The sequence below is a fragment of the Streptacidiphilus sp. P02-A3a genome (assembly GCF_014084105.1).
Taxonomy (GTDB): Bacteria; Actinomycetota; Actinomycetes; order Streptomycetales; family Streptomycetaceae; genus Streptacidiphilus.
Genome location: NZ_CP048289.1, coordinates 8,993,377 through 9,012,936 on the forward strand (window position 1 = coordinate 8,993,377; position 19,560 = coordinate 9,012,936).

15 protein-coding genes, 1 tRNA gene and 1 pseudogene are annotated in these 19,560 nt (G+C 74.3%); 6 read left to right on the forward strand and 11 right to left on the reverse strand.

All coding sequences use genetic code 11. From position 1 onward, the window contains the following. Positions 1–111: 111 nt before the first annotated feature. The 5 genes and pseudogenes from GXP74_RS38310 to GXP74_RS38330 form a co-directional block, all read right to left on the reverse strand. Positions 112–184, reverse strand: a tRNA-Lys gene (locus tag GXP74_RS38310). A 64-nt stretch (positions 185–248) separates the two neighbouring features. Next, positions 249–1,346, reverse strand: a complete 1,098-nt coding sequence (locus GXP74_RS38315; RefSeq protein ID WP_182455786.1) for a radical SAM protein — start codon at positions 1,344–1,346, stop codon at positions 249–251. A gap of 148 nt (positions 1,347–1,494) precedes the next feature. Then, a pseudogene (metK, locus tag GXP74_RS38320) lies at positions 1,495–2,691 on the reverse strand (methionine adenosyltransferase); the annotation flags it as partial. Positions 2,692–2,781: 90 nt separating this feature from the next. Beyond that, positions 2,782–3,603 carry an S-methyl-5'-thioadenosine phosphorylase gene (locus tag GXP74_RS38325; protein ID WP_182455788.1) on the reverse strand — a complete coding sequence of 274 codons (822 nt, stop codon included), beginning with the start codon at positions 3,601–3,603 and terminating at the stop codon, positions 2,782–2,784. Between the two features lie 127 nt (positions 3,604–3,730). Beyond that, entirely contained in the window at positions 3,731–4,885 is a 1,155-nt protein-coding gene (locus tag GXP74_RS38330) for a patatin-like phospholipase family protein (protein WP_182455789.1), read from the reverse strand. 220 nt (positions 4,886–5,105) lie between these two features. On the opposite strand from GXP74_RS38330, the gene GXP74_RS38335 reads away from it, so the two are divergent. Next, positions 5,106–6,344, forward strand: a complete 1,239-nt coding sequence (locus GXP74_RS38335; RefSeq protein WP_182455790.1) for a cytochrome P450 — start codon at positions 5,106–5,108, stop codon at positions 6,342–6,344. 153 nt (positions 6,345–6,497) lie between these two features. Here GXP74_RS38335 and GXP74_RS38340 read toward each other — a convergent pair whose 3' ends face one another. From GXP74_RS38340 to GXP74_RS38350, 3 genes are all read right to left on the reverse strand, one after another. Beyond that, positions 6,498–6,728: an aroma-sacti cluster domain-containing protein gene (locus tag GXP74_RS38340; protein ID WP_182455791.1), complete on the reverse strand. Its 231-nt coding sequence runs from the start codon at positions 6,726–6,728 to the stop codon at positions 6,498–6,500. Positions 6,729–6,766: 38 nt separating this feature from the next. After that, the gene (locus GXP74_RS41985) at positions 6,767–8,779 is read right to left on the reverse strand and encodes a protease pro-enzyme activation domain-containing protein (protein WP_182455792.1); all 2,013 of its coding nucleotides are present in this window, start codon (positions 8,777–8,779) and stop codon (positions 6,767–6,769) included. Between the two features lie 226 nt (positions 8,780–9,005). Continuing rightward, positions 9,006–10,334, reverse strand: coding sequence for a CapA family protein (locus tag GXP74_RS38350; RefSeq protein ID WP_225448752.1), 1,329 nt, complete (start codon positions 10,332–10,334; stop codon positions 9,006–9,008). Between the two features lie 269 nt (positions 10,335–10,603). Between GXP74_RS38350 and GXP74_RS38355 the strand changes: the two genes are divergently transcribed. The 5 genes from GXP74_RS38355 to GXP74_RS38375 all read left to right on the forward strand — a co-directional run bounded on the left by GXP74_RS38355 (position 10,604) and on the right by GXP74_RS38375 (position 16,692). Continuing rightward, the gene (locus GXP74_RS38355) at positions 10,604–11,581 is read left to right on the forward strand and encodes a TauD/TfdA family dioxygenase (protein WP_182455794.1); all 978 of its coding nucleotides are present in this window, start codon (positions 10,604–10,606) and stop codon (positions 11,579–11,581) included. Between the two features lie 134 nt (positions 11,582–11,715). Beyond that, a complete protein-coding gene (locus GXP74_RS38360; protein WP_182455795.1) occupies positions 11,716–12,021 on the forward strand; it encodes a hypothetical protein in 306 nt (101 codons plus the stop codon). A gap of 29 nt (positions 12,022–12,050) precedes the next feature. Next, on the forward strand, positions 12,051–13,010 hold the full coding sequence (locus GXP74_RS38365; protein WP_182455796.1) for an ABC transporter ATP-binding protein: 960 nt from the start codon (positions 12,051–12,053) through the stop codon (positions 13,008–13,010). Then, the gene (locus GXP74_RS38370; RefSeq protein ID WP_182455797.1) at positions 13,007–13,894 is read left to right on the forward strand and encodes an ABC transporter permease; all 888 of its coding nucleotides are present in this window, start codon (positions 13,007–13,009) and stop codon (positions 13,892–13,894) included. Before GXP74_RS38365 ends, GXP74_RS38370 begins: the two co-directional genes overlap by 4 nt. Before the next feature lie 71 nt (positions 13,895–13,965). Continuing rightward, a complete protein-coding gene (locus GXP74_RS38375) occupies positions 13,966–16,692 on the forward strand; it encodes a LuxR C-terminal-related transcriptional regulator (RefSeq protein ID WP_182455798.1) in 2,727 nt (908 codons plus the stop codon). A 70-nt stretch (positions 16,693–16,762) separates the two neighbouring features. Here the strand turns inward: GXP74_RS38375 and GXP74_RS38380 are convergent, their stop codons facing one another. The 3 genes from GXP74_RS38380 to GXP74_RS38390 all read right to left on the reverse strand — a co-directional run bounded on the left by GXP74_RS38380 (position 16,763) and on the right by GXP74_RS38390 (position 19,558). Beyond that, entirely contained in the window at positions 16,763–17,587 is an 825-nt protein-coding gene (locus tag GXP74_RS38380) for an ABC transporter permease (protein WP_182455799.1), read from the reverse strand. After that, complete coding sequence (locus tag GXP74_RS38385) at positions 17,584–18,516, reverse strand: ABC transporter ATP-binding protein (protein WP_182455800.1); 933 nt, start codon at positions 18,514–18,516, stop codon at positions 17,584–17,586. The genes GXP74_RS38380 and GXP74_RS38385 overlap by 4 nt, the downstream gene beginning before the upstream one ends. 118 nt (positions 18,517–18,634) lie before the next feature. After that, positions 18,635–19,558: a radical SAM protein gene (locus GXP74_RS38390; RefSeq protein WP_182455801.1), complete on the reverse strand. Its 924-nt coding sequence runs from the start codon at positions 19,556–19,558 to the stop codon at positions 18,635–18,637. Positions 19,559–19,560 lie beyond the last annotated feature (2 nt).

Here is a 19,560-nt window from a genome sequence, read left to right on the forward strand (position 1 = left end):
GCGCCTCTGCGACCCACCCGGGTCCCACCCATGACCCACCACAGACCCGAACACGCCAAAAGGGCGTCTCCCCGAAGGGGAAACGCCCTGGTCAGGCATGCATTGATCAAGTGGGCCGCGTGGGGCTCGAACCCACAACCTACGGATTAAAAGTCCGCAGCTCTGCCAATTGAGCTAGCGGCCCCGATCTTCGGTGCATCGTACCGTCTCGGGTCGGGGGGTGGCGCGCCGCGCCGCCGAATGCGGGGTCAGAGGAAGAGGTCGTAGTCGTCGACCAGGTTCGGGGGTTCCGGGCGGCGGCCGATGTGGACGACTTCGAGGTTGGTCTGGTGGCGGGCGCAGTGGAAGCGGCAGTCTCGGCTCGGGTCGATGATGCTGCGCGGGCGGTCCAGCCAGATCTTGCGGAAGTCCTCGGTCGCCGCGTCGCCCAGACGGGCCTTGTCGGCGCCCCGGTGGTAGGAGCAGACGTAGACGCCGCTCGGGGTGACCAGGGTGCGCAGTTCCGCGGTGCGGCAGGTGGCGTACTCCTTGACCTGGGTCGGGCCGACCTCCTGGTCGACCGATTCGAAGGTCGAGGAGCAGACGATCCGGAAGCGGTCGTCGGCGAGGTCCCGGGCCTGGGCCAGCTGCTCCCGGACCGACTCCAGCACCTCCGGGGACAGCCCGACGATGTGGTGCTGTTCGTCGAACAGCGTCTTGAGCTCGAAGTAGTCGCAGCCGATCGACTTCGCCAGCCGGGCCGCCGCCAGTACCTCGGTGTGGTTCGACTCCCGGCCGCCGCCGGGCAGGTCGCGGACCATCAGCAGGAACGAGTAGCCGAGCGTCCCGGTCTTGATCGCCGCGTGGCCGCGCATGTTCTCGATGACCTGGTTGAAGACGCTGCGGCCCTTGCGGTCCGGGCGGAACCGGCCGTAGGTCTGCTCGGTGGCGGCGTCCACGGAGACCCGCACCCAGTGCGCGTAGCTGCCCAGTTCGGCGGCGTGCCGGTCGAGCATCGTCCCGTTGGTGACCACGCCGACCGCGATCCCGGCCTCGCCGAGCAGTCGGATCACGTCGCGGGTGCCGGGGTGGGCCAGCGGTTCGCCGCCGCCGATGAGGACCACCGCGCGGACGCCGACCGAGATGAACTCGCCGACCAGCTCCCGCAGCCGCTCCTTGGTGAAGCGGCCCTGGTTGAGCAGCTGCCCGCTGATGCACTCGGGGCAGGCGAGGTCGCAGAACGTGGTCGGGTCGAGGTCGACGACCAGCGGCCCGTCCAGGGTCCCGCCCCGGCCCACCTCGGCGATCGGGTCGTGAATGGTCCGCTGATAGAGCTTGGAGACGAGGTCGAGCTCGTCGTGCTTCATCTGTACCGCTCCCCTGGTGTGTCGCGTGGTGTGTCGCGGGCTACTGCTGGCGGGCTGCGGGCTACCGCTGGGTGATCCAGCTCGACGGCATGGCGCCGCGTGCGGTGAGCACGGTCTCCGGCGCGGCGGCGGCCCGGAGCGCCTGGACGGCTTCGCGCAGCTTGTCGGCGCGGTCGGTGCGCTCCCAGGTGAAGTCCGGCAGCTCGCGGCCGAAGTGGCCGTAGGCGGCGGTCCGGGCGTAGATCGGGCGCAGCAGGTCCAGGTCGCGGATGATCGCGGCCGGGCGCAGGTCGAAGACCTGGGTGACGGCGTCCTGGATCAGGCCGACGGGCGCGGTCCCGGTGCCGAAGGCCTCCACGAACAGGCCGACCGGCTGGGCCTTGCCGATGGCGTAGGCGACCTGGACCTCGGCCCGGCGGGCCAGCCCGGCGGCGACGATGTTCTTGGCGACCCAGCGCATGGCGTACGCGGCGGAGCGGTCGACCTTGGACGGGTCCTTGCCGGAGAAGGCGCCGCCGCCGTGGCGGGCCATGCCGCCGTAGGTGTCCACGATGATCTTGCGGCCGGTGAGCCCGGCGTCGCCCATCGGGCCGCCGATCTCGAACCGCCCGGTCGGGTTGACCAGCAGCCGGTAGCCGTCGGTCAGCAGCTCGATGCCCTCCTCGGCCAGCGCCCTGAGCTCCGGCTCCACCACGAACTCGCGGATGTCCGGGGTCAGCAGCGAGTCCAGGTCGATGTCCGGCGCGTGCTGCGAGGAGACCACGACGGTGTCCAGCCGGACCGCCCGGTCGCCGTCGTACTCGATGGTGACCTGGGTCTTGCCGTCGGGACGCAGGTACGGGACGGTGCCGTTCTTGCGGACCTCGGACAGCCGCTTGGCCAGCCGGTGCGCCAGGGCGATCGGCAGCGGCATCAGCTCCGGCGTGTCGTCGCAGGCGTAGCCGAACATCAGGCCCTGGTCGCCCGCGCCCTGCCGGTCCAGTTCGTCCTGGTCGCCCTCGATCCGGCTCTCGTACGCGGTGTCCACGCCCCGCGCGATGTCGGGGGACTGCGTGCCGATGGAGAGCGAGACGGCGCAGGACTCGCCGTCGAAGCCCTTGACCGAGGAGTCGTAGCCGATGTCCAGGATCGTCTGCCGGACCAGCTGCGCGATCGGCACGTACGCGGTGGTGGTGACCTCGCCGGCGATGTGCACCTGGCCGGTGGTGATCAGCGTCTCCAGCGCGACCCGCGCGGCCGGGTCGGCCGCGAGCAGCGCGTCGAGGAGGGTGTCGCTGATCTGGTCAGCGATCTTGTCGGGATGTCCTTCGGTCACCGACTCCGAGGTGAACAGGCGCAGGCCCATGCGATGCCTCCAGCATGACGAACGGGTGGGACGGGACGGTCGGGGACCCGGCGGTGGTCGGCGGGGGTGGTCGGCGGGGGTGCGCGCGGGTCAGGGCAGGTCGAACGGGAGGGGCAGGCCGTCCAGGGCCGAGGCGCAGCGGCACTGCCGGTGGTCGGGCAGCAGGGTCAGCGCCTCCAGCAGCAGCCCGCGCAGCCGTTCGGTGTTCTCGGCGAAGACCCGGAACACCTCCTCCTGGTCCACGCTCTCGTCCGCGTCGACGCCCGCGTCGTAGTCGGTCACCAGCGCCACCGACGCGTAGCAGAGCCCGAGTTCGCGGGCGAGGGAGGCCTCCGGCAGGCCGGTCATGTTGACCAGCGACCACCCGGCGTCGGCGTACCAGCGCGACTCCGCGCGGCTGGAGAAGCGGGGGCCCTCGACCACCACCATCGTCCCGCCGTCCCGGGCGGGGATGCCGCCGGAGGCCGCCGCCTTCAGCAGGGCGGTGCGGCCGGTCGGGCAGTAGGGGTCGGCGAAGGAGACGTGGACCGCGCCCTGGTCGTAGAAGGTCTGGATCCGGCCGGTGGTCCGGTCGACCACCTGGTCCGGGACGACGACGCTGCCCGGGGGGACCTCCCGGCGGAGCGAGCCGACCGCGCACGGGGCCAGCACCTGGCGGACGCCGAGCGCGCGCAGCGCCCAGAGGTTCGCCCGGTAGTTGATCCGGTGCGGCGGCCAGCGGTGGTCCTCGCCGTGGCGCGGCAGGAAGGCGACCTCGCGTCCACCCACCTGGCCGACGGTCAGCGCGTCCGAGGGCGCACCGTAGGGGGTGTCGACCTCGATCCGGCGGGCGCCTTCCAGCAGCCGGTAGAAGCCGCTGCCCCCGATCACGCCGATGGCGGCGGTGGGGCTCTCCGCGTCTGGGCTGGCCATGGTGAACCGCCCCTCCTGGTTGTCGTTCCACGGGAATTGCCGTCTCGCGGACAACCTGGCACCAGGGTTTTTTTCGCTGCCTTGCAACTAGTTGATTCTTGGAAGGTTGAGCAGCACACAGGTGGGCTCAGCGGCCGTCCCACAGCTCGGCCACGGAGCCTGCGGCGGCCCGGCCCTGGGCGTATCCGGCCCGGGCGGAGGCGGTCCTGGTGCCGGGCAGCAGCGGGTCGGTGCCGAAGGCGGCCCGGGCGGCGCCGTCCGGGGTGACCAGCGTGATCTGGCCGTGGACGGCGGCGGACAGCGCGTCCTGCGCGAGCGGGCGGTCCCGGCTCGGCGCGATCACCAGCACCCGGCCCGGCTCGGCCATCAGGTCCAGGTTGACCAGGCTGCGGACGCCGCCGTCGATGTAGCGGCGGTCGCCGATGGTCACCGGCGGCCAGACGCCGGGGACGGCGCAGCTCGCGGCGACCGCGTCGGCGAGCCGGACCCCGCTGTCCCGGTCGAAGACCCGGGTGCGGCCGGTGTGCGCGTCCAGCGCGACCACCGCCAGCGGGCGCGGCGGCCAGCCGGGCACGGCGTGCGGGAGCGAGTGCGGGTGCGGGTGCGGGAGGGGAAGCGAGTGCGGGTGCGGGAGCGAGTGCGGGTGCGGGTGCGGGAGGGGAAGCGAGTGCGGGTGCGGGAGCGAGTGCGGGTGCGGGAGCGAGTGCGGGTGCGGGTGCGGGAGGGGAAGCGAGTGCGGGTGCGGGAGCGGGTGCGGGTGCGGGTGCGAGTGCGGGAGCGGGTGCGGGGTGCCCGCGCGGGGGTGCGCGGGATCGGCGTGCGGGGGTTGTTGCGCGCCGGGGTGTCGGGTGTCGGCGGCGGCGGGCGGAGGTTGGGGCGCGCCCAGCGGGGTGAGCCGGGCCTCGATGACGGACATGCGTTCCGGCTCCGGGACGGTCTCGGCGGCGAGGGCCATCTCGCCCATCCGGCGGCGGCGCTCCACCGGGTCGAGGTCCAGCGCGCCCAGGCGGCAGCCGAACGCGAACGCCTTCGCCCTGGCGTCCGGCGGCGGCGTCAACTCGTGGTTCTGCAGGGCTGGTTCGACCTGGGCGCGGTAGAGCGCCGCCAGGTCCGCGACCAGCCGCAGCTGCGCGGCCACCACCGCGCCGGCCGAGGTGCCGAGCAGCCGGTCCGGGTCGCCGACGTCCACCCCGGCGTCGGCGAGCCCGGCCAGGACCCCGGTCGTCCAGGCGATACCGGCCACCCCGCCGCCGCCCAGCACCAGCGCGCGTTCCTGCGACACCCTGCCCCTCCCCCTCTGTCGTCCGACCGGTCCGGCGGAGCCGGTTCCGCCGCCAAGGCTATGCGCGGGCGGTGCCGTGCGGGGGCGCCCGCGAGGGCCGGGATCCGCTCGCCAAGCGGCAGGAAACCGGTCGCCAACCGCTCGGAAGTCGCGGCCGCAGAGCATCCGGAGCCGCAGGTGGCCGGTACAGGGCCGCTGGCTGATCCCGTGAGGAGCGTCGATGACGATCAGTGACTTGGTGCCCGCCCTGGAGACCCCGTCGGCCGTTCTCGCCCGGCTGATGTCGCCGGAGGGCCTGACCAACCCCTACCCGCACTACCACGCGCTCCGGGCGCTGGCCCCGGTGCACAAGGCCGGCAACATCCACTTCCTGACCGGGTACGCCGAGTGCCAGCAGGTGCTCAACGACCCGAGCTTCCGGGTCCAGGACCCGCAGTGGTACGACGCGAACCTGCCCGGCTGGCGGGACAGCACCGCCACCCGGCTGATGTACCAGTCCATGCAGAGCCGCAACAACCCGGACCACAACCGGCTGCGGCGGATGGTCGGCGGCGCCTTCTCGCCGCGCCGGATGGCCGAGTACCGGCTGCTGGTGGAGCGGGTCGTCGGCGGCATGCTGGACCGGATGGCGGACGCGGGCTCGGACGGCAGCCCGGTCGACCTGATGTCGTACCTGGCCTACCCGCTGCCGACGGCGGTCATCGGCGAGATGCTGGGCGTGCCCGAGGAGGACCGAGAGCACTTCCGCGGCCTCGGCATCGACTTCTTCACGGTGATGGACCTGTACGTCGGCGACGACGCCCAGGCCCGCTCGGACGCCGCCGCCAAGGCGATGCTGGACTACTGGTCCGGCATGGTCCGCGACCGCCGCCGGTCGCCGCGCGAGGACCTGACCACCGAGCTCACCCGGGCCCGCGACGCCGGGGCGCTGTCCGAGGACGAGCTGCTCGGGCTGCTGATGTTCCTGTTCACCGCCGGGTACGGGACCACCGCCGCGCTGCTCGGGAACGCCGCCGAGCAGCTGCTGCTGAACCCGGCCGAGGCGGACCGGCTGCGGCTGGACGACTCGGTGACCGAGGCGGTGGTGGAGGAGTCGCTGCGGCACGAGCCGCCGTCCCAGATCGCGCCCCGGATGACCAGCGAGGACCGCACCGTCGGCGGGGTGGACATCCCGGCCGGTCAGCTGCTGGTGGCGCTGCTCGGCGCGGCCAACCGGGACCCGGCGCAGTACGCGGAGCCGGACCGGTTCCTGCCCTCGCGCCCGCCGGGGCGGGTGCTGAGCTTCGGCGGCGGGCTGCACTTCTGCATCGGCGCGGCGCTGTCGCGGATGGAGGGCGCGGTGGTGCTGCCCCGGTTGGTGCGGCGCTTCCCGCGGCTCGCGATGGGCGGCACGCCGGTCCGGCGGCAGGTGCTGCGGATGCGGCTGCACAGCAGCTTCCCGGTGGACACCCGCGGCTGACCACTGCTCCCCCCGGCAGACCCGGCGGCGGGACGACGGCCGGGGTCGGGTGGGGCCGGGTGGGGCCGGGGTCGGGTGGGGCCGAGCGCGCGTCGAGGGCCCCGCCGGGTGTCCGGCGGGGCCCTCGGGCGTCGTGAGCGGGCGGGGAGCGGGTCAGAACAGCAGGCCGCCGATGGTCATCGGCATCTCGTGGCCGTGCAGCTCCACCTCCGGCCGGACCTCCCCGATCCGCTCCCTGATGTCCAGCAGCACGGTCAGTTCGTCCGTGCTGAGACCGGCCAGCAGGTCGAGCTGGTCGTCGTCGAAGGCGTCGAGGTCGAAGCCCGCGTCGCGCAGCCGGGCCAGCGGGTCGGACCGGTCGGGGTGGTCGTCGGGGACGGTCATGGTGTCTCCTCCGTTCGGGACGGCGGGCGCGAGGGGGATCAGCCGAGCCCGTCGAGGGCGGCGGCGGAGTCGAAGTAGCCGCTGGTGGGCGAGCCGACGCCGGTCACGTCGTCGTAGCCGGGAGTCGCCGCCAGGCCCGCGTCGCGCGCCTGGCCGAAGGTGGCGAGCACGTCGCTGGTGCTCAGCGTCCCGGTCGGGCTGACGCTGGTGACCGTGTGCGCGGCGGCCAGCGGGCCGGTGGTGCCCGGGGGCGTGTCGGTGACGTCGCGGAAGTCCCCGGCCCGGGACGCCCGGTAGATCAGCGGGTTGGCGAAGCCGAGCGGCTGCCCGGCCTTCTGCTGGGCCAGTGCCTGGATCCCGGCGAACAGCGGGGCGGCCAGGCTGCTGCCGCCCGAGGCGTACTGCACGAAGATGTTCCCGGTCGGCAGCGCGAAGGTCTGGCCCACCAGCATGCCGGTGACCGGGTCCGCGTCCATGGCCACGTCCGGCACCGCGCGGCGGGCCACGCCGCCGCTGTTGAGCGCGGACGCCGGGACCGTGCCGTACTGGTAGAACGGGCGGTCGAACACCCCGCTGGCGCCACCGCCGGAACCACCGGCGAAGCTGCCGGGGAGGCCCTGCCAGGCGCTGCCGTCGGTGGACAGCGAGGCGTAGTCGGTCTCCCAGCCGGTCTCCCACAGGTACTGCCCGGAGGAGCCGACGGCCAGGCTGGTGCCGCCGACCGCGGTGACCCAGGGGCTGGACGCCGGGTACTGGGTGGCGGTGACCGCCGGGCCGTTGCCGTCCTGCGAGAGCGCCTGCGCGCCGGTGTCGCCGGAGGCGAAGTCGAATCCGACGCCCTCGACCGCGCCCTGTTCGAAGTCCTGCTCGAAGGCGGCCACGGTCGCGGACGGGATGCCGGTGTCCGCGCCGAGCACCCAGGAGCAGGAGACGATGTCGGCCGTGTGGCCGTCGACGATGCTGGTGACCGCGTCCAGGAAGCTGTCGTCGTCGGTCCCGGCCGCCGCGACGTAGCGGACGTCGGCGCTGGGCGCGATCGCGTGCACCGCCTCCACGTCCATCGCCTCCTCCATGCCCCAGTTGCTCGGCTGGGCGGCCAGCCCGGTCGGCAGCTGCTGGGTGAACTGCCCCGGCGCCCAAGCCTGTTCGCCGTTGTCGGTGGCGTAGGTCTGGGCGTCGGCGGCGATCGTGGCCGAGGCGTAGGCGCCGACCACCGCGATCCGGGTGCCGGCGCCGGTCAGGCCGGTGCCGGTGACGCCGTAGGCGCTGCGCAGCTGGCTGGGCTGGTAGCCGCAGGCCTGCCAGGGCTGGGTGGCCCCGTAGGCGGCGGGCAGGCCGGTGGCCGGAGTGGCCCCGTACGAGGAGGAGCAGGTCGCGCTCGACGCCGCCGCGGCCACGGCCGGGCCGGTGATCCCGGCCGGGAGGGACTCGGCGGACGACGGCCGGACGGTGGGCGTCAGCGTGCTCACCCCGGAGACCGAGAGCACGTCGGCGGCGACCGCGCTGGGCACGCTGAGCGCGGTCGCCGGGGCCTGGAAGGTGCGGCCGTCCCAGCGGAAGCGGTGGGTGCTGGTGCCGAGCGCCCGGTCGACCGCCGCCTGGCTGCCGCCGGCGGCGACGTAGTCGGCGCCGGAGCCGGTCACCCGCAGCCCGGCGGAGCGCAGCCAACGCGCCACGGCGGCGGCCTGGTTCGCGGTCGGCGCGTAGGCGGCGGCGTACTCGGCCGGGGTCAGGTAGTGGTGGTAGAGCCGGTCGCCGGGGGTGGAGATCCGCTGCGCGAGCCGGTCCAGGCCGGTCCGGTCGCGGACGTTCAGGTACGCCCGGATGGTCAGCGTCCCGGTCTGCGGCGCGGTGCCCTCGTCCACCGCGCCGGACGGGACCAGGCCGCCGCCGGTGGCGAGCGGCACCCGGGCGTCGGCGGCGGTGGGGGCGGCGGCCAGCGCGGACGGCGCCGTCGCCAGCGCGAGCGCGGCGGCGGCCGTGACCGCCACGGTGGTCGGGATGAGGCGTCCGGCGAGTCTGCCTCGCCGGGGACTGCGGATCGGCGCCATGGGAACGGGTCTCCTTCGGACAGGGCGGCAGCGGAAGCGGCTGCCGTTGGGCCGAACGCAGAGTCAGGGAGACCGGCTGTCATCGGACTGATGTTCAGTAGTCGCGCGGTATGCGGCCTCCTCCGGGGCGGTGTCCCAGGCCGTCCCAGCCGTCCCAGCCGTCCCAGCCGTCCCAGGCCGTCCCAGACCGTCCCAGCTAGTCCCAGCCGTCCCAGCCGTCGGGGCCTCAGCTCAGCGGCAGGCGGCCGATCGGGCCGGTCGGCCCCTCGGCGAGTTCCAGCACCGTGCCGTACCCGGCCGAGAGTTCGGCCAGCTCGGCGAGGATCCGGCGGCCGTCCTCCGGTGCGGCGCAGGCCGGGCGGCCCCGGCGGTGCGTCGGCAGCCCGAAGCCGAGGGTCACCGGGTGCAGCTCGACCACGGACGGCCGGTACCGCCCGTCCGCGGCGGCGGGCGCGGCGGCGGTGACCACCGGCACCACCGTCTCCCAGTACTCGCGGCCGGTGGCGAAGCCCCGGGTGTCGGCGAGGCTGCGCGCGTTGAAGAAGCCGAACGGGCTGAGCGGACGGCCCGACGGCACCTTGGCGTAGTCCTCGGCGGGCAGGCGCTGCGTCAACTCGATCTGGCTGACCAGGTTTCCGAGGCTGTAGAAGATCGGCCGCCCCCGGTGCACCTCGATCCCGCGCAGCCGGTGCGGGCCGTGGCCGACCACCATGTCCGCCCCGGCCTCGATCGCCGCGTGGGCGAAGGCGCGCAGGAAGGCCGCCGGTTCCAGCGGGCTCGGCCCGGACTCGTGCGAGTGCACGCTGACCACCACCAGGTCGCTGCGCTGCCGCGCCTCGCGGACCCAGAGCAGGATCCCGGCCAGGTCCTGCTCGTCGACGCTGGTCCGCAGCCCCGGGGCGGCGGCGGCCCGGAAGAGGCCGCCGAGGAAGGGGAAGGGGTCGGCCTCGGCGCTCCACGGGTCGCTGCCGATCATCGCCACGATCCCGGCGCGCTGCGCGGCCAGCCCGGTCTCCCGGTCGATCCGGCGCAGCACCGCCAGCTGCTCCTCGGTGACCTCCAGCACCTGCTGGTGCCGCAGCGGGCTCACCCCGGGGCGGCCGGGCAGTTGCAGGCCGGTCGCCGCGGCCTCCTGGCCGGGTCCGAAGCTGGCGGTGCAGGCGATCAGCGCGGCGCTGCCGCCGGGGCGGTCCACGTAGGCGGGCATCCGGGCGCTGGTCAGCTCGGGACCGGCGCCGGCCACCGCCAGTCCCCGGGAGCGCAGTTCGCGCAGCTGCGCGAGCAGCCCCTCGGTGCCCATGTCCAGCGCGTGGTTGTTGGCGAAGCTGACCATGTCGATCCCGGCGTCACGCAGATCGTCCAGCACCCGCGCGCCGGTGGCCAGGGTCGAGCCGAGCGGGTCCCGGACCGGGTGCCCCTGCCAGTCGGCGGCGACCACCTCCAGGTTGGCGAAGCTGAAGTCGGCCGAGGTCAGCAGCGTGCGCAGGGCCTGCGCCCGGGGGCTGTCGGCCAGTACCGAACCCCGGGTCGCCATCCAGTCCCCGCCCAGCGCCACGCTCAACGGCCTGTTCCCGACCGGCTGTTCCACCTGCCCCGCCCCCTTCTCGTGCTGTTCCGGGTCCGGCCCGCGGAACGTCCGCCTCGGGACGCTAGGACCCCCCGGTTGTGCTGCGGTTTGCCGCCGGTTGCGCCACCGCTCCCAACCACGGGGCAGGCCGGGAACAGGCGCGGCCAAACCGTCCGCTCGGACGCTGCCGCCGACAGCCGGTCCAGCACAGACGTTCGGACCACCGGTCCAGGACCGTCCCGAGGAGGAGAGCCAGGATGACCGCACCGCACCTGACCATCGTCGAATCCGAGCAGCGCCTGCCCTGGGACCAGGCCGGTGCGGAGGCCGGGCTGCCACCGGCGGACCGGCCCGGGCGGGCGGTGCGCGGCGGGCCGCGGCGGCTGCGCCGGATCGGCCCGAACCAGGCCGACCGGCCGTACCGGCGCTTCGGGCTGACCCCGCTCAGCCCGGTGATCGGCGCCGAGGTCAGCGGCGTCGACCTCGGCGCGCCGCTGGACCAGGAGCTGCGCGCGGAGCTGCGCCGGGCGTTCCTGGAGTGGAAGGTGCTGTTCTTCCGGGACCAGCGGATCACCCAGGAGCAGCAGACCGCGTTCGCCCGGCTCTGGGGCGAGCTCGAACAGCAGAGCCTGGCCCCCGGCGCCCCCGGTCCCGGGGTCGCCCGCTACGTCAAGGACGCCGCCAACGCGGGCTTCGAGAACGCCTGGCACGCCGACATGACCGGACGTCCGCGCCCGGCCATGGCCTTCGTGCTGCGGCTGCTCGACGGCCCCGAGGTGGGCGGCGACACGCTGTTCACCGACGCCGGGGCCGCGTACGACTGCCTCCCGGCCGAGGTGCGGTCGGCGCTGGAGGGGCTGCGGGCGGTGCACGACCTGACCGCGACCATGGGCCGCTTCGTCCCGGCCGACGAGATCGCCCGGATCCGGGAGCAGTACCCGCCGGTGTCGCACCCGGTGGTGCGCACCCACCCGGAGACCGGACGGCCGACGCTGTTCGTCAACTCGGTCTTCACCGACCGGATCGAGGGGATGGAGCCGGAGCGCGGCGAGCAGCTGCTCCAGTACCTGTTCCGGCAGCTCCAGGCGCCCGAGTACCAGTGCCGGTTCCGCTGGACGCCGGGATCGGTGGCCTTCTGGGACAACCGGGCGGTGCAGCACTACGCGGTCTCCGACTACTTCCCGGCCGGGCGGGTCACCGAGCGGGTGGCCGTGGCCGGGGGCGTTCCGTTCTGACCGGGCGGGACCGGGCGGGACCGGTGGCACCCGTCCACGGCGGCGCCGACCTACCGGCAGCCAAGCGCGCGGCAGCGGATAAACAGGCGAACCGCGCCAGGGTGACCCGCCAGGACCCTCAAGAACGGAGCGACATGAGCAAGACCATCGACATCAACCGCGCGGGTGTCAGCGTCGACCAGGTGATCGAGGCCGTCCACGCCGAACTCGGCAGCCGGTACGCGATCGAGCACGGCCGCAAGCCCGACAGCTTCACCGTGAAGAGCAACGCGCTGACCACCGCGAGCGTCGAGCTGCGGCGCGAGGGCACCCGGGCGACCGCCGTGGTCACCGGCGGCGGGTTCCTCATCATGCTGCGTGTCCGCAACAACGCGGGCATCGCCCGGGAGGTCGCCGACGCGATCGAGCGATCACCCAAGCTGAGCCGTTCCGGCGGCTGAGCCAACCCAGGGAAGGGGGCGGTCAGGCCATGGCTGCCACAGCCATCGAGACCGAGGACCTGCACAAGACGTACGAGAACGGCGGCAGGGCGGTCCAGGCGGTACGCGGGATCTCGCTGACCGTGCGACAGGGGGAGTCCTTCGGCCTGCTCGGCCCCAACGGGGCCGGGAAGTCGACCACGTTCGGCATGCTCACCACCCGGGTCCGGCCGAGTTCCGGCCGGATGCGGGTGGCCGGGGCGGACCCGGTCGCCGACCCGGTCGCGGTCAAGCGGCGGATCGGCGCGGTGACCCAGTACAACACGCTGGACCGGCAGTTGACGGCGCTGGAGAACCTGGAGTTCCGGGGCAGGTTCGCCGGGCTCAGCGCGCGGGCGGCCCGGGCGCGCGGCCAGGAACTGCTCGACCGCTTCGGCCTGGGCGACCGCTCGGACACCATGGTCCACCACCTCTCCGGTGGCCAGGCGCAGCGGGTGATGATCGCCCGGGCGCTGCTGACCCGGCCGTCGGTGCTGTTCCTGGACGAGCCGACCTCCGGCCTCGACCCGCAGACCCGGGTGAACCTCTGGGACCTGCTGCGGGAGATGCACGCCGAGGGCCAGACCATCGTGCTGACCACGCACTACCTGGAGGAGGCGGAGGCGCTCTGCGAGCGGATCGCCGTGGTCGACCACGGCACCGTGCTCGCCTCCGGGACCCAGGACGAGCTGAAGGAGCGGGAGGGCGGCGACTCGGTGGTGACCCTGGTCCACGAGCCGGGCACCGACCTGGACGACCTGCTCGACCCGGTCCGCGCCATCCCCGGAGTGACCCGCGCCGAGGCGCGGGACTCCACCCTGCGGGTGCACACCTCGCACCTGGAGGGGGCGGTCCCGGCGCTGCTGCGGGCCAGCCTGGACGCCGGGCTGCTGGTGCTCGACGTCTCCGTTCGCCGTCCCAGCCTGGAGACGGTCTTCCTCGCGCTGACCGGACGGGAGTACCGGGAATGACCACACAGACGGTAGGACCCGAGGCGCCCGCCGCGCCCGGACCCGGCACCGGGGCCCAGGACGGGCTCGGGATCCCGACCGGGCGGCGGCTGCTGCCGTTCCTCTCGCTGCTCGCCCGCGACCTGCGGGTGATCCGCCGCGACCTGCTCGGCTTCGTGCTGCGGTCGACCACCCAGCCGCTGCTGTTCGTCTTCGTCTTCGCCTACGTGATGCCGAAGACGGCGGGCGCGGGCGGGGCCGCCGCCGACCCGGGCGGCCTGTCGTTCTCGACCGTGCTGGTGCCCGGGATGGTCGCCTCGGCGGTGATGATGCAGGGCATCATGTCGGTGTCCACACCGCTGGTGATGGAGCTCTCGTACACCCGGGAGATCGAGGACCGGGTGCTCGCCCCGCTGCCGCTGTGGATGCTGGGCCTGTCCAAGATCCTGGTGGGCGCCCTCCAGGGCTGCGTGGCCGGGCTGATGGTGCTGCCCTGCGTGCTGTTCGTGCACGCGCCGGGCCAGGCCCCGCACATCTCCACCGCGCACTGGCCGCAGGCGCTGGGCGTGCTGGTGCTCGCCGCACTGCTGATGGCCGGGGTCGGGCTGCTGATCGGCACGATCGTGGAGCCGCGCAAGCTCAGCGCGCTGTTCACGGTGGTGATGGTGCCGATCACCATGCTGGGCTGCGTCTACTACCCGTGGGCCTCGCTGCGCGGGGTCGGCTGGCTCCAGTGGGCGATCCTGGTCAACCCGCTGGTGTACGTGAGCGAGGCGCTGCGGGCCGCGTTCGACCCGACCATGCCGCACCTGCCGGTCTGGGCCTTCATGAGCGCGCTGACCTTCGGCACCGCGCTGGTCTGCGCCGCCGCGGTGCGGACGCTGCAACGCAGGCTCAGCGACTAGGACCGCGACGACAGCGACGAGGGCGACGACCAGGACGGGACCGGAACGGCCGGAACGGACACGGGGGGACCATGACGGACACGGTGACGGGCACGGCGGTGGCTCCGCAGCCGCTCGCGCGCGGGCGCGAACTGCGGGAGCTGGGGGAACTGCTGGCCCGGGCCCGGCTCGTCACGCTGACCGGTCCGGCCGGGGTGGGCAAGAGCACGCTCGCCGGGGCGTTGGCCGGGGACGCCCGGTGGACCGCGTCGGCGAGCGTGGACCTGCTGGAGGCCGAGGACCAGCAGCAGGCCCAGGCGCTGCTGCGGCAGGCCGCCGAACGGCTGGAGCGGCTGCCCGGGGAACGGCTGCTGCTGCTCGACAACTGCGACCTGCTGCTGGGCCGGACCGCCAGGTTCGCCTCGGCGCTGCTCGCCGCCGAACCCGGCCTGCGGATCGTCGCGACCTCCCGGGAGTCCCTCGGCGCGAGCCTGGAGACCGTCTACCCGGTCGCGCCGCTGCCGCCCAGGGACGCCGCCGAGTACTTCGTGGCCCGGGCCGCGGCGCACCACGCCGGGGTCGCCCCCGAGGTGTCGCCCGAGGTGCGGACCATCTGCGAGCGGCTGGACGGGCTGCCGCTGGCGCTGGAACTCGCCGCCGCGCAGACCAAGGTGCTGACCCCCGCGCAGATCGCGGAGCGGCTGGACGACCCGATGCGGCTGCTGGTCGGCGGCCTGCGCACCGGCCCCGAGCACCACCGTTCGCTGCGCGGCGCGCTGGACTGGGGCGCGCGCACCCTGGCCGACCGGGAGCGGGTGCTGCTGCGCCGGGTCTCGGTCTTCGCCGACTCGTTCACCCTGGACGCCGTCGAGCAGGTCTGCTCCGGCGCGGGGCTCCCCGAGACAGAGGTACTGGAGGCGCTGGCCGGACTGGTGGTCAAGTCCTTCGTGGTCTGCGACTCCACCGGCGACCAGGCCCGGTACCGGCTGATGCGCACCGTCCGGCAGTACGCCGGTGAACTCCTGGGCCGCTCCGGCGAGCGGCCCGGGCTGCAACGGGCCCGGTTGCGGTACGCGCTGCGGGATCCGGCGGCGCTGCGCGCGGCGGACCTGTCCGAGGCGCTGCGCTGGTGCGGTACCGCCACCCCGGACGACGGCGGCGACGCGGGTGACGGGCTCCGGCTGGCCACCGTCGCGGCGCCGTTCTGGCTGCTCAGCGGCCGGATCCGGGAGGGGGCCGAGCTGCTCGCCGCCGAACTCGCCCGCACCGAGCCCACCGAGCCCGCCGGACCCGCCGAAGCCGCCGAAGCCGCCGAAGCCGGTGCTGGTTCCGGCGCGGCCGGGCTGCGCGGGCGGGTGCTGCTGGCGCGGGGGATGCTGGACTGCGCGCTCGGCCGGGCCGAGGCGGCGCTGGAGACCGCGCGCGCGGCGGCGGTCCGCTGCGAGCGGGAGCGGGACGTGCCGGGGCGGCACTGGGCCGAGCTGCTGGCCGGGGCCGCGCGGCTGCTGTGCGATCCGCAGGCGGACCCGGCTCCACTGGCCCGGGCCGCCGCCGGACTGCGCGGGACCTCGCCGTGGGCGCCGGTGGCCACCGCGCTGCGGGCGCTGGCCGCGGCCCAGCACGGCCACGCGCCGGAGGCGGCCGAGGCCGCCGCCCGCGCCGTGGCCGAGGCCCGGGCCGGGGCGGCGACCGAGGGGGCCGGGGCTGCGGTGCTGCTGGTGACGCTGCTGGTGGCCGGGCGGGTGGCGCGGCGGCAGGGGCGGTTCGAGGCGGCCCGGGCGCTGCTGGCGGAGGCGGAGGCGCTGGCCGGACCGCTGGACGCCACGGCCGCGCGGGCGCTGCTGCTGGCCGAGACCGGCCGGGTGGCCGTGGACCAGGGGCACCCGGGGCCCGCGCAGCCGCCGGAGCTGGAGCAGGCGGTGGCGCTGGCCACCGACGTGGACTCGCCGCTGCTGCTGGGCTGGACCCTGGACGCACTGGGACGCGGTCGGCTGACCCGGGGCCAGGCGGTCGAGGCGCGGGGCGCGTTCGCCCAGCTCACCGCCGTCTCCCGGGAGAGCGTCGGGGCGCAGGCGGTGGCCGGGATCCTGGGCCTGGGCGAGGTGGCGCTGGCGGCCGGGTCCGCCGGTGCGGCCTGGACGCTGATCGAGGAGGCCCACGCCATCGCCCGGACCGGCGCCGGACCGGCCCTGCTCGCCCGTACGCTGCAGGCCGTCGGCGACGGCGCCCGGGCCCTGGGCGACGCCGCCCGCGCCTGGTCCGCCTACCACCAGGCGCTGGCCCTGCGGGTGGGCAGCGACCTGCGGATCGCCGCCGTGGAGTCGCTGGAGTCGCTGGCCGGGCTGGCGCTGGAGCAGGAGCGCGCCGAGTACGCGGTCCGGCTGCTCGGCGCGGCCGACGGCCTGCGCCAGGCCCTGGGCAGTCGCCGCCCCGAGCCGGCCGAGCGGCGCCGCGCGGCGGAACGGGAGCGGGCCCGGCAGTTGCTCGCGCCGGACCGCTTCGCCGAACTGCTGGCGGAGGGCGCGCAGTTGTCGCTGGGCGAGGCCGCCGCCTACGCCGCCAGGCGGCGCGGACCCCGGCAGCGCGGCGTGGGCTGGGTGAGCCTGACCCCGGCCGAACGGCAGGTCGCGGACCTGGCCGCGGAGGGCCTGACCAACCGGGAGATCGGCGAGCGGCTGTTCTCCTCGCCGCGCACCGTGCAGGCCCATCTGTCGCACGTGTTCGCCAAGTTGGGGATCAACTCGCGGAAGCTGCTGGCGGCCGAGATCCAGGCCAGGAACGAGCACCTGCCGCCGCGCGGCCCGCGGCCCCGGGGGTGAGCGGGGTGAACGCCGAAGGGCCGGGCGGCTGCCGAAGCAGCCACCCGGCCCAGCCCCCGGGACAGTTGGTTCAGGAGAAGCGGCGGACCTGGTTGCGCCGGTACAGCCGGACCGCGAGCGCGAAGAAGACCAGCGCGTAGCCGCCCAGCCAGGCGGCGGCCGTGGTCCACGGCTCGTCCGCCGCGCCGACCGTGCCCCAGGCCAGCTGCGCGTAGTGGTACGTCGGCAGGTAGCGCGCCACCTGCCGTACCCCGCTGGGCAGTTGCGACAGCGGCATGAACAGTCCGGAGGCCATCGACAGCAGCAGGTAGGAGAGCGTGGCGATCGGCGAGGCCGAGGTCGGGCCGACCACGTAGCCCAGCGCCATGCCCATCGCCAGGAAGGTCACCGAGCCGAGCAGCAGCCGGCCGACCAGCTCCAGCAGCTTCGGCGCCGACAGCCCGGCGTCGGTGAGCAGCGCCGCGCTGGCCGCGAGCACCGCGAACGACAGCACCGCCACCGCGACCGCGACCACGCCCTTGGCCGCGAGGTAGGTCCACGGACGCATCGGGCTGGCCCGGAACAGCCGGTCCACCCCCTGTCCGCGCTCCATCGCCAGGGTGGTACCGAAGTTGAACAGCATGATCGCGCCACCGGCGTACGCGCCCATGGAGCAGAGCATGTACGCGGCGTACGGGGCGCCGTGCTGCGGCTGGTGTCCGCCGGAGGTGCCGAGCACCAGGAACAGGACGACCGGCAGTGCGATCGCGGCCACGATCAGCGACGGGCTGCGCAGCAGGATCAGCACCTGCGCCCGTACCGAGGCGGGCAGTTGCCGCCCCCAGGCGGAGGCGGTCGGCACCGGGGCGGTTCGCGCCGGGGTGGTCTGCGCGGCGTTGCGCGCGGTGGTGGTCATCGGCTCTGCACCTCTGCGGTCTGTCGGCTGGCCTGGTGGACGAGGTTCTGCACGGCCTCCTCCAGGTCGGCGCCGACGACCTCCAGGTCCCGCAGCCGCAGGCCGCGCAGGGCGAGGGTGCTCAGCACCTCCTCGGGGCTGCCGCTGTGGAAGCGCACGGAGGTCTCCCCGGCGCCGGGGGTGAGCTCCAGGCCGTCGACCGGGAGCCCCTCGAACTCGCCGACGCCGACCGGGCCCGGCAGCCGGAAGGAGACCCGCTTGCCGGCGGTGAGCGCCTTCAGCTCGTCCTTGGAGCCGTCGGCGATCAGTCGGCTGCGGTGGATCACCACCACCCGGTCGGCCAGCCGCTCGGCCTCGGCCAGGTAGTGCGTGGTGAGCACCACGGTGCACCCCCGATCCGCCAACTCCCTTATGCAGCGCAGGAACTCGTTCCTGGAGTCGACGTCCATGGCGACCGTGGGCTCGTCCAGGAACAGCAGCTGCGGGTCACCGCAGACGGCCAGCGCGAAGTAGAGCCGCTGCCGCTGGCCGCCCGACAGGTCGGCCGCGCGGGCGCGCAGCTTGCCGCGCAGGTCGGCCAGGTCGACGATCTGGTCGAAGTCCAGCGGGTTCGGGTAGTACGCCCGGAACAGCTGGATCAGCTCGCCGACCCGCAGCGCGCCGGGCACCCCGGACTCCTGGAGCATCACCCCGGTCCGGGCCCGGGCCCGGGGGTCGGCCGGGTCCAGGCCGAACACCCGGACCTGGCCCGCGCTGGGTTTGCGCAGGCCGATCATCATGCTGAGGGTGGTGCTCTTGCCCGCGCCGTTCGAGCCGAGCAGGACGGTGGTGCGTCCCGGTTCGAGCTCCAGGCTGAGGTCGGACACGGCGCGGAAGCCGCCGTAGTCCTTGGAGACGTGGTCGAGGACGACCGGTGGGGGGAGAGTCATGCTTCCTCCGTGTGCTGCTGATAGGACAGGTGTTGGCTCTGGTCGGAGCTGCGGCACCCCCCACCGAGAGACCGGCCCCCGCCGGTCCCGGCCGCGCCCCCGGGCTGGGCCGGGCGCCTCAGGCGCCCGCGGCGACGACCGGCAGCCGCTGCCGTGCGCCCGCGAACTCGTCCCAGCCCCGGCGCTCGGCGTACTCCAGGTACACCCCGCCGCAGTCGGCACGCAGCGGGCAGCCCTCGCAGGGCGCGCCGAACTCGCGGTTCTGGTCGTCCATGAACTCGTCGTAGTTGTCGTAGACGTCGCCCTGGTACATCATCCGGATGAACCGGCTGCCGTCCTCGATGGCGAGCTGCTGGTAGGGCGCGACCACGCAGAGCGGGAAGCCCTCCAGCGTGATCCGGTGGCCCTGGGGCACGAACTCGTCGAGCACCGGCAGCAGGTGGGTCCGGGTCTCGTTGACCGTCGGGGCCTGCATGTCGAGGGCGAAGTAGCCGCTGCCGACCGGGTGCAGGTTGGAGATGTTGATGTGGTCCACGCCGAGCTCCACGCAGAGCCGGGTGATGTTCCCCAACTGGCCCATGTTCATCCGGGTGATGACGGTGTTCACCCGGACCTCGATCCCGGCCCGCTTGGCGTTCCGGATGCCCTCGATGGTCTCCGCGAAGCCGCCCGGGGTCTGCGTCAGGCAGTCCTGCACCCCGGCGTCCGCGCCGTGCAGCGAGATCACGAACAGCTTGACGCCGCGGTCCTTCAGCTTGGCGACGAACTCCGGGTCGCGCAGCCGACGGCCGTTGGTCTGGATCTGCACCTCCTGGTAGCCGAAGACGGCCGCGGTGTCCAGGAGTTCCATCAGCCGGGGCAGGATGGTCGGCTCGCCGCCGTGCAGGTTGAGCGTCTCGAAGCCCTCGTCGGCGTTGGAGATGAGGAAGTTGACCAGCTCGTTGTACTGGACGCTGTCGGTCTTGGCGAGCGGGGAGCCCACCACGCAGAAACCGCACTTCTCGTTGCACAGGTCGGTCACGTGCATGCTCAGCTGCTTCATCG

Coding starts and splice junctions, on each gene's coding strand:
- GXP74_RS38340 (WP_182455791.1), bottom strand. CDS start 6,728: ATGACCGTCCCCGACGACCACCCCGACCGGTCCGACCCGCTGGCCCGG.
- GXP74_RS38325 (WP_182455788.1), bottom strand. CDS start 3,603: ATGGCCAGCCCAGACGCGGAGAGCCCCACCGCCGCCATCGGCGTGATC.
- GXP74_RS41985 (WP_182455792.1), bottom strand. CDS start 8,779: ATGGCGCCGATCCGCAGTCCCCGGCGAGGCAGACTCGCCGGACGCCTC.
- GXP74_RS38360 (WP_182455795.1), top strand. CDS start 11,716: ATGAGCAAGACCATCGACATCAACCGCGCGGGTGTCAGCGTCGACCAG.
- GXP74_RS38355 (WP_182455794.1), top strand. CDS start 10,604: ATGACCGCACCGCACCTGACCATCGTCGAATCCGAGCAGCGCCTGCCC.
- GXP74_RS38315 (WP_182455786.1), bottom strand. CDS start 1,346: ATGAAGCACGACGAGCTCGACCTCGTCTCCAAGCTCTATCAGCGGACC.
- GXP74_RS38380 (WP_182455799.1), bottom strand. CDS start 17,587: ATGACCACCACCGCGCGCAACGCCGCGCAGACCACCCCGGCGCGAACC.
- GXP74_RS38375 (WP_182455798.1), top strand. CDS start 13,966: ATGACGGACACGGTGACGGGCACGGCGGTGGCTCCGCAGCCGCTCGCG.
- GXP74_RS38365 (WP_182455796.1), top strand. CDS start 12,051: ATGGCTGCCACAGCCATCGAGACCGAGGACCTGCACAAGACGTACGAG.
- GXP74_RS38385 (WP_182455800.1), bottom strand. CDS start 18,516: ATGACTCTCCCCCCACCGGTCGTCCTCGACCACGTCTCCAAGGACTAC.
- GXP74_RS38335 (WP_182455790.1), top strand. CDS start 5,106: ATGACGATCAGTGACTTGGTGCCCGCCCTGGAGACCCCGTCGGCCGTT.
- GXP74_RS38390 (WP_182455801.1), bottom strand. CDS start 19,558: ATGAAGCAGCTGAGCATGCACGTGACCGACCTGTGCAACGAGAAGTGC.
- GXP74_RS38370 (WP_182455797.1), top strand. CDS start 13,007: ATGACCACACAGACGGTAGGACCCGAGGCGCCCGCCGCGCCCGGACCC.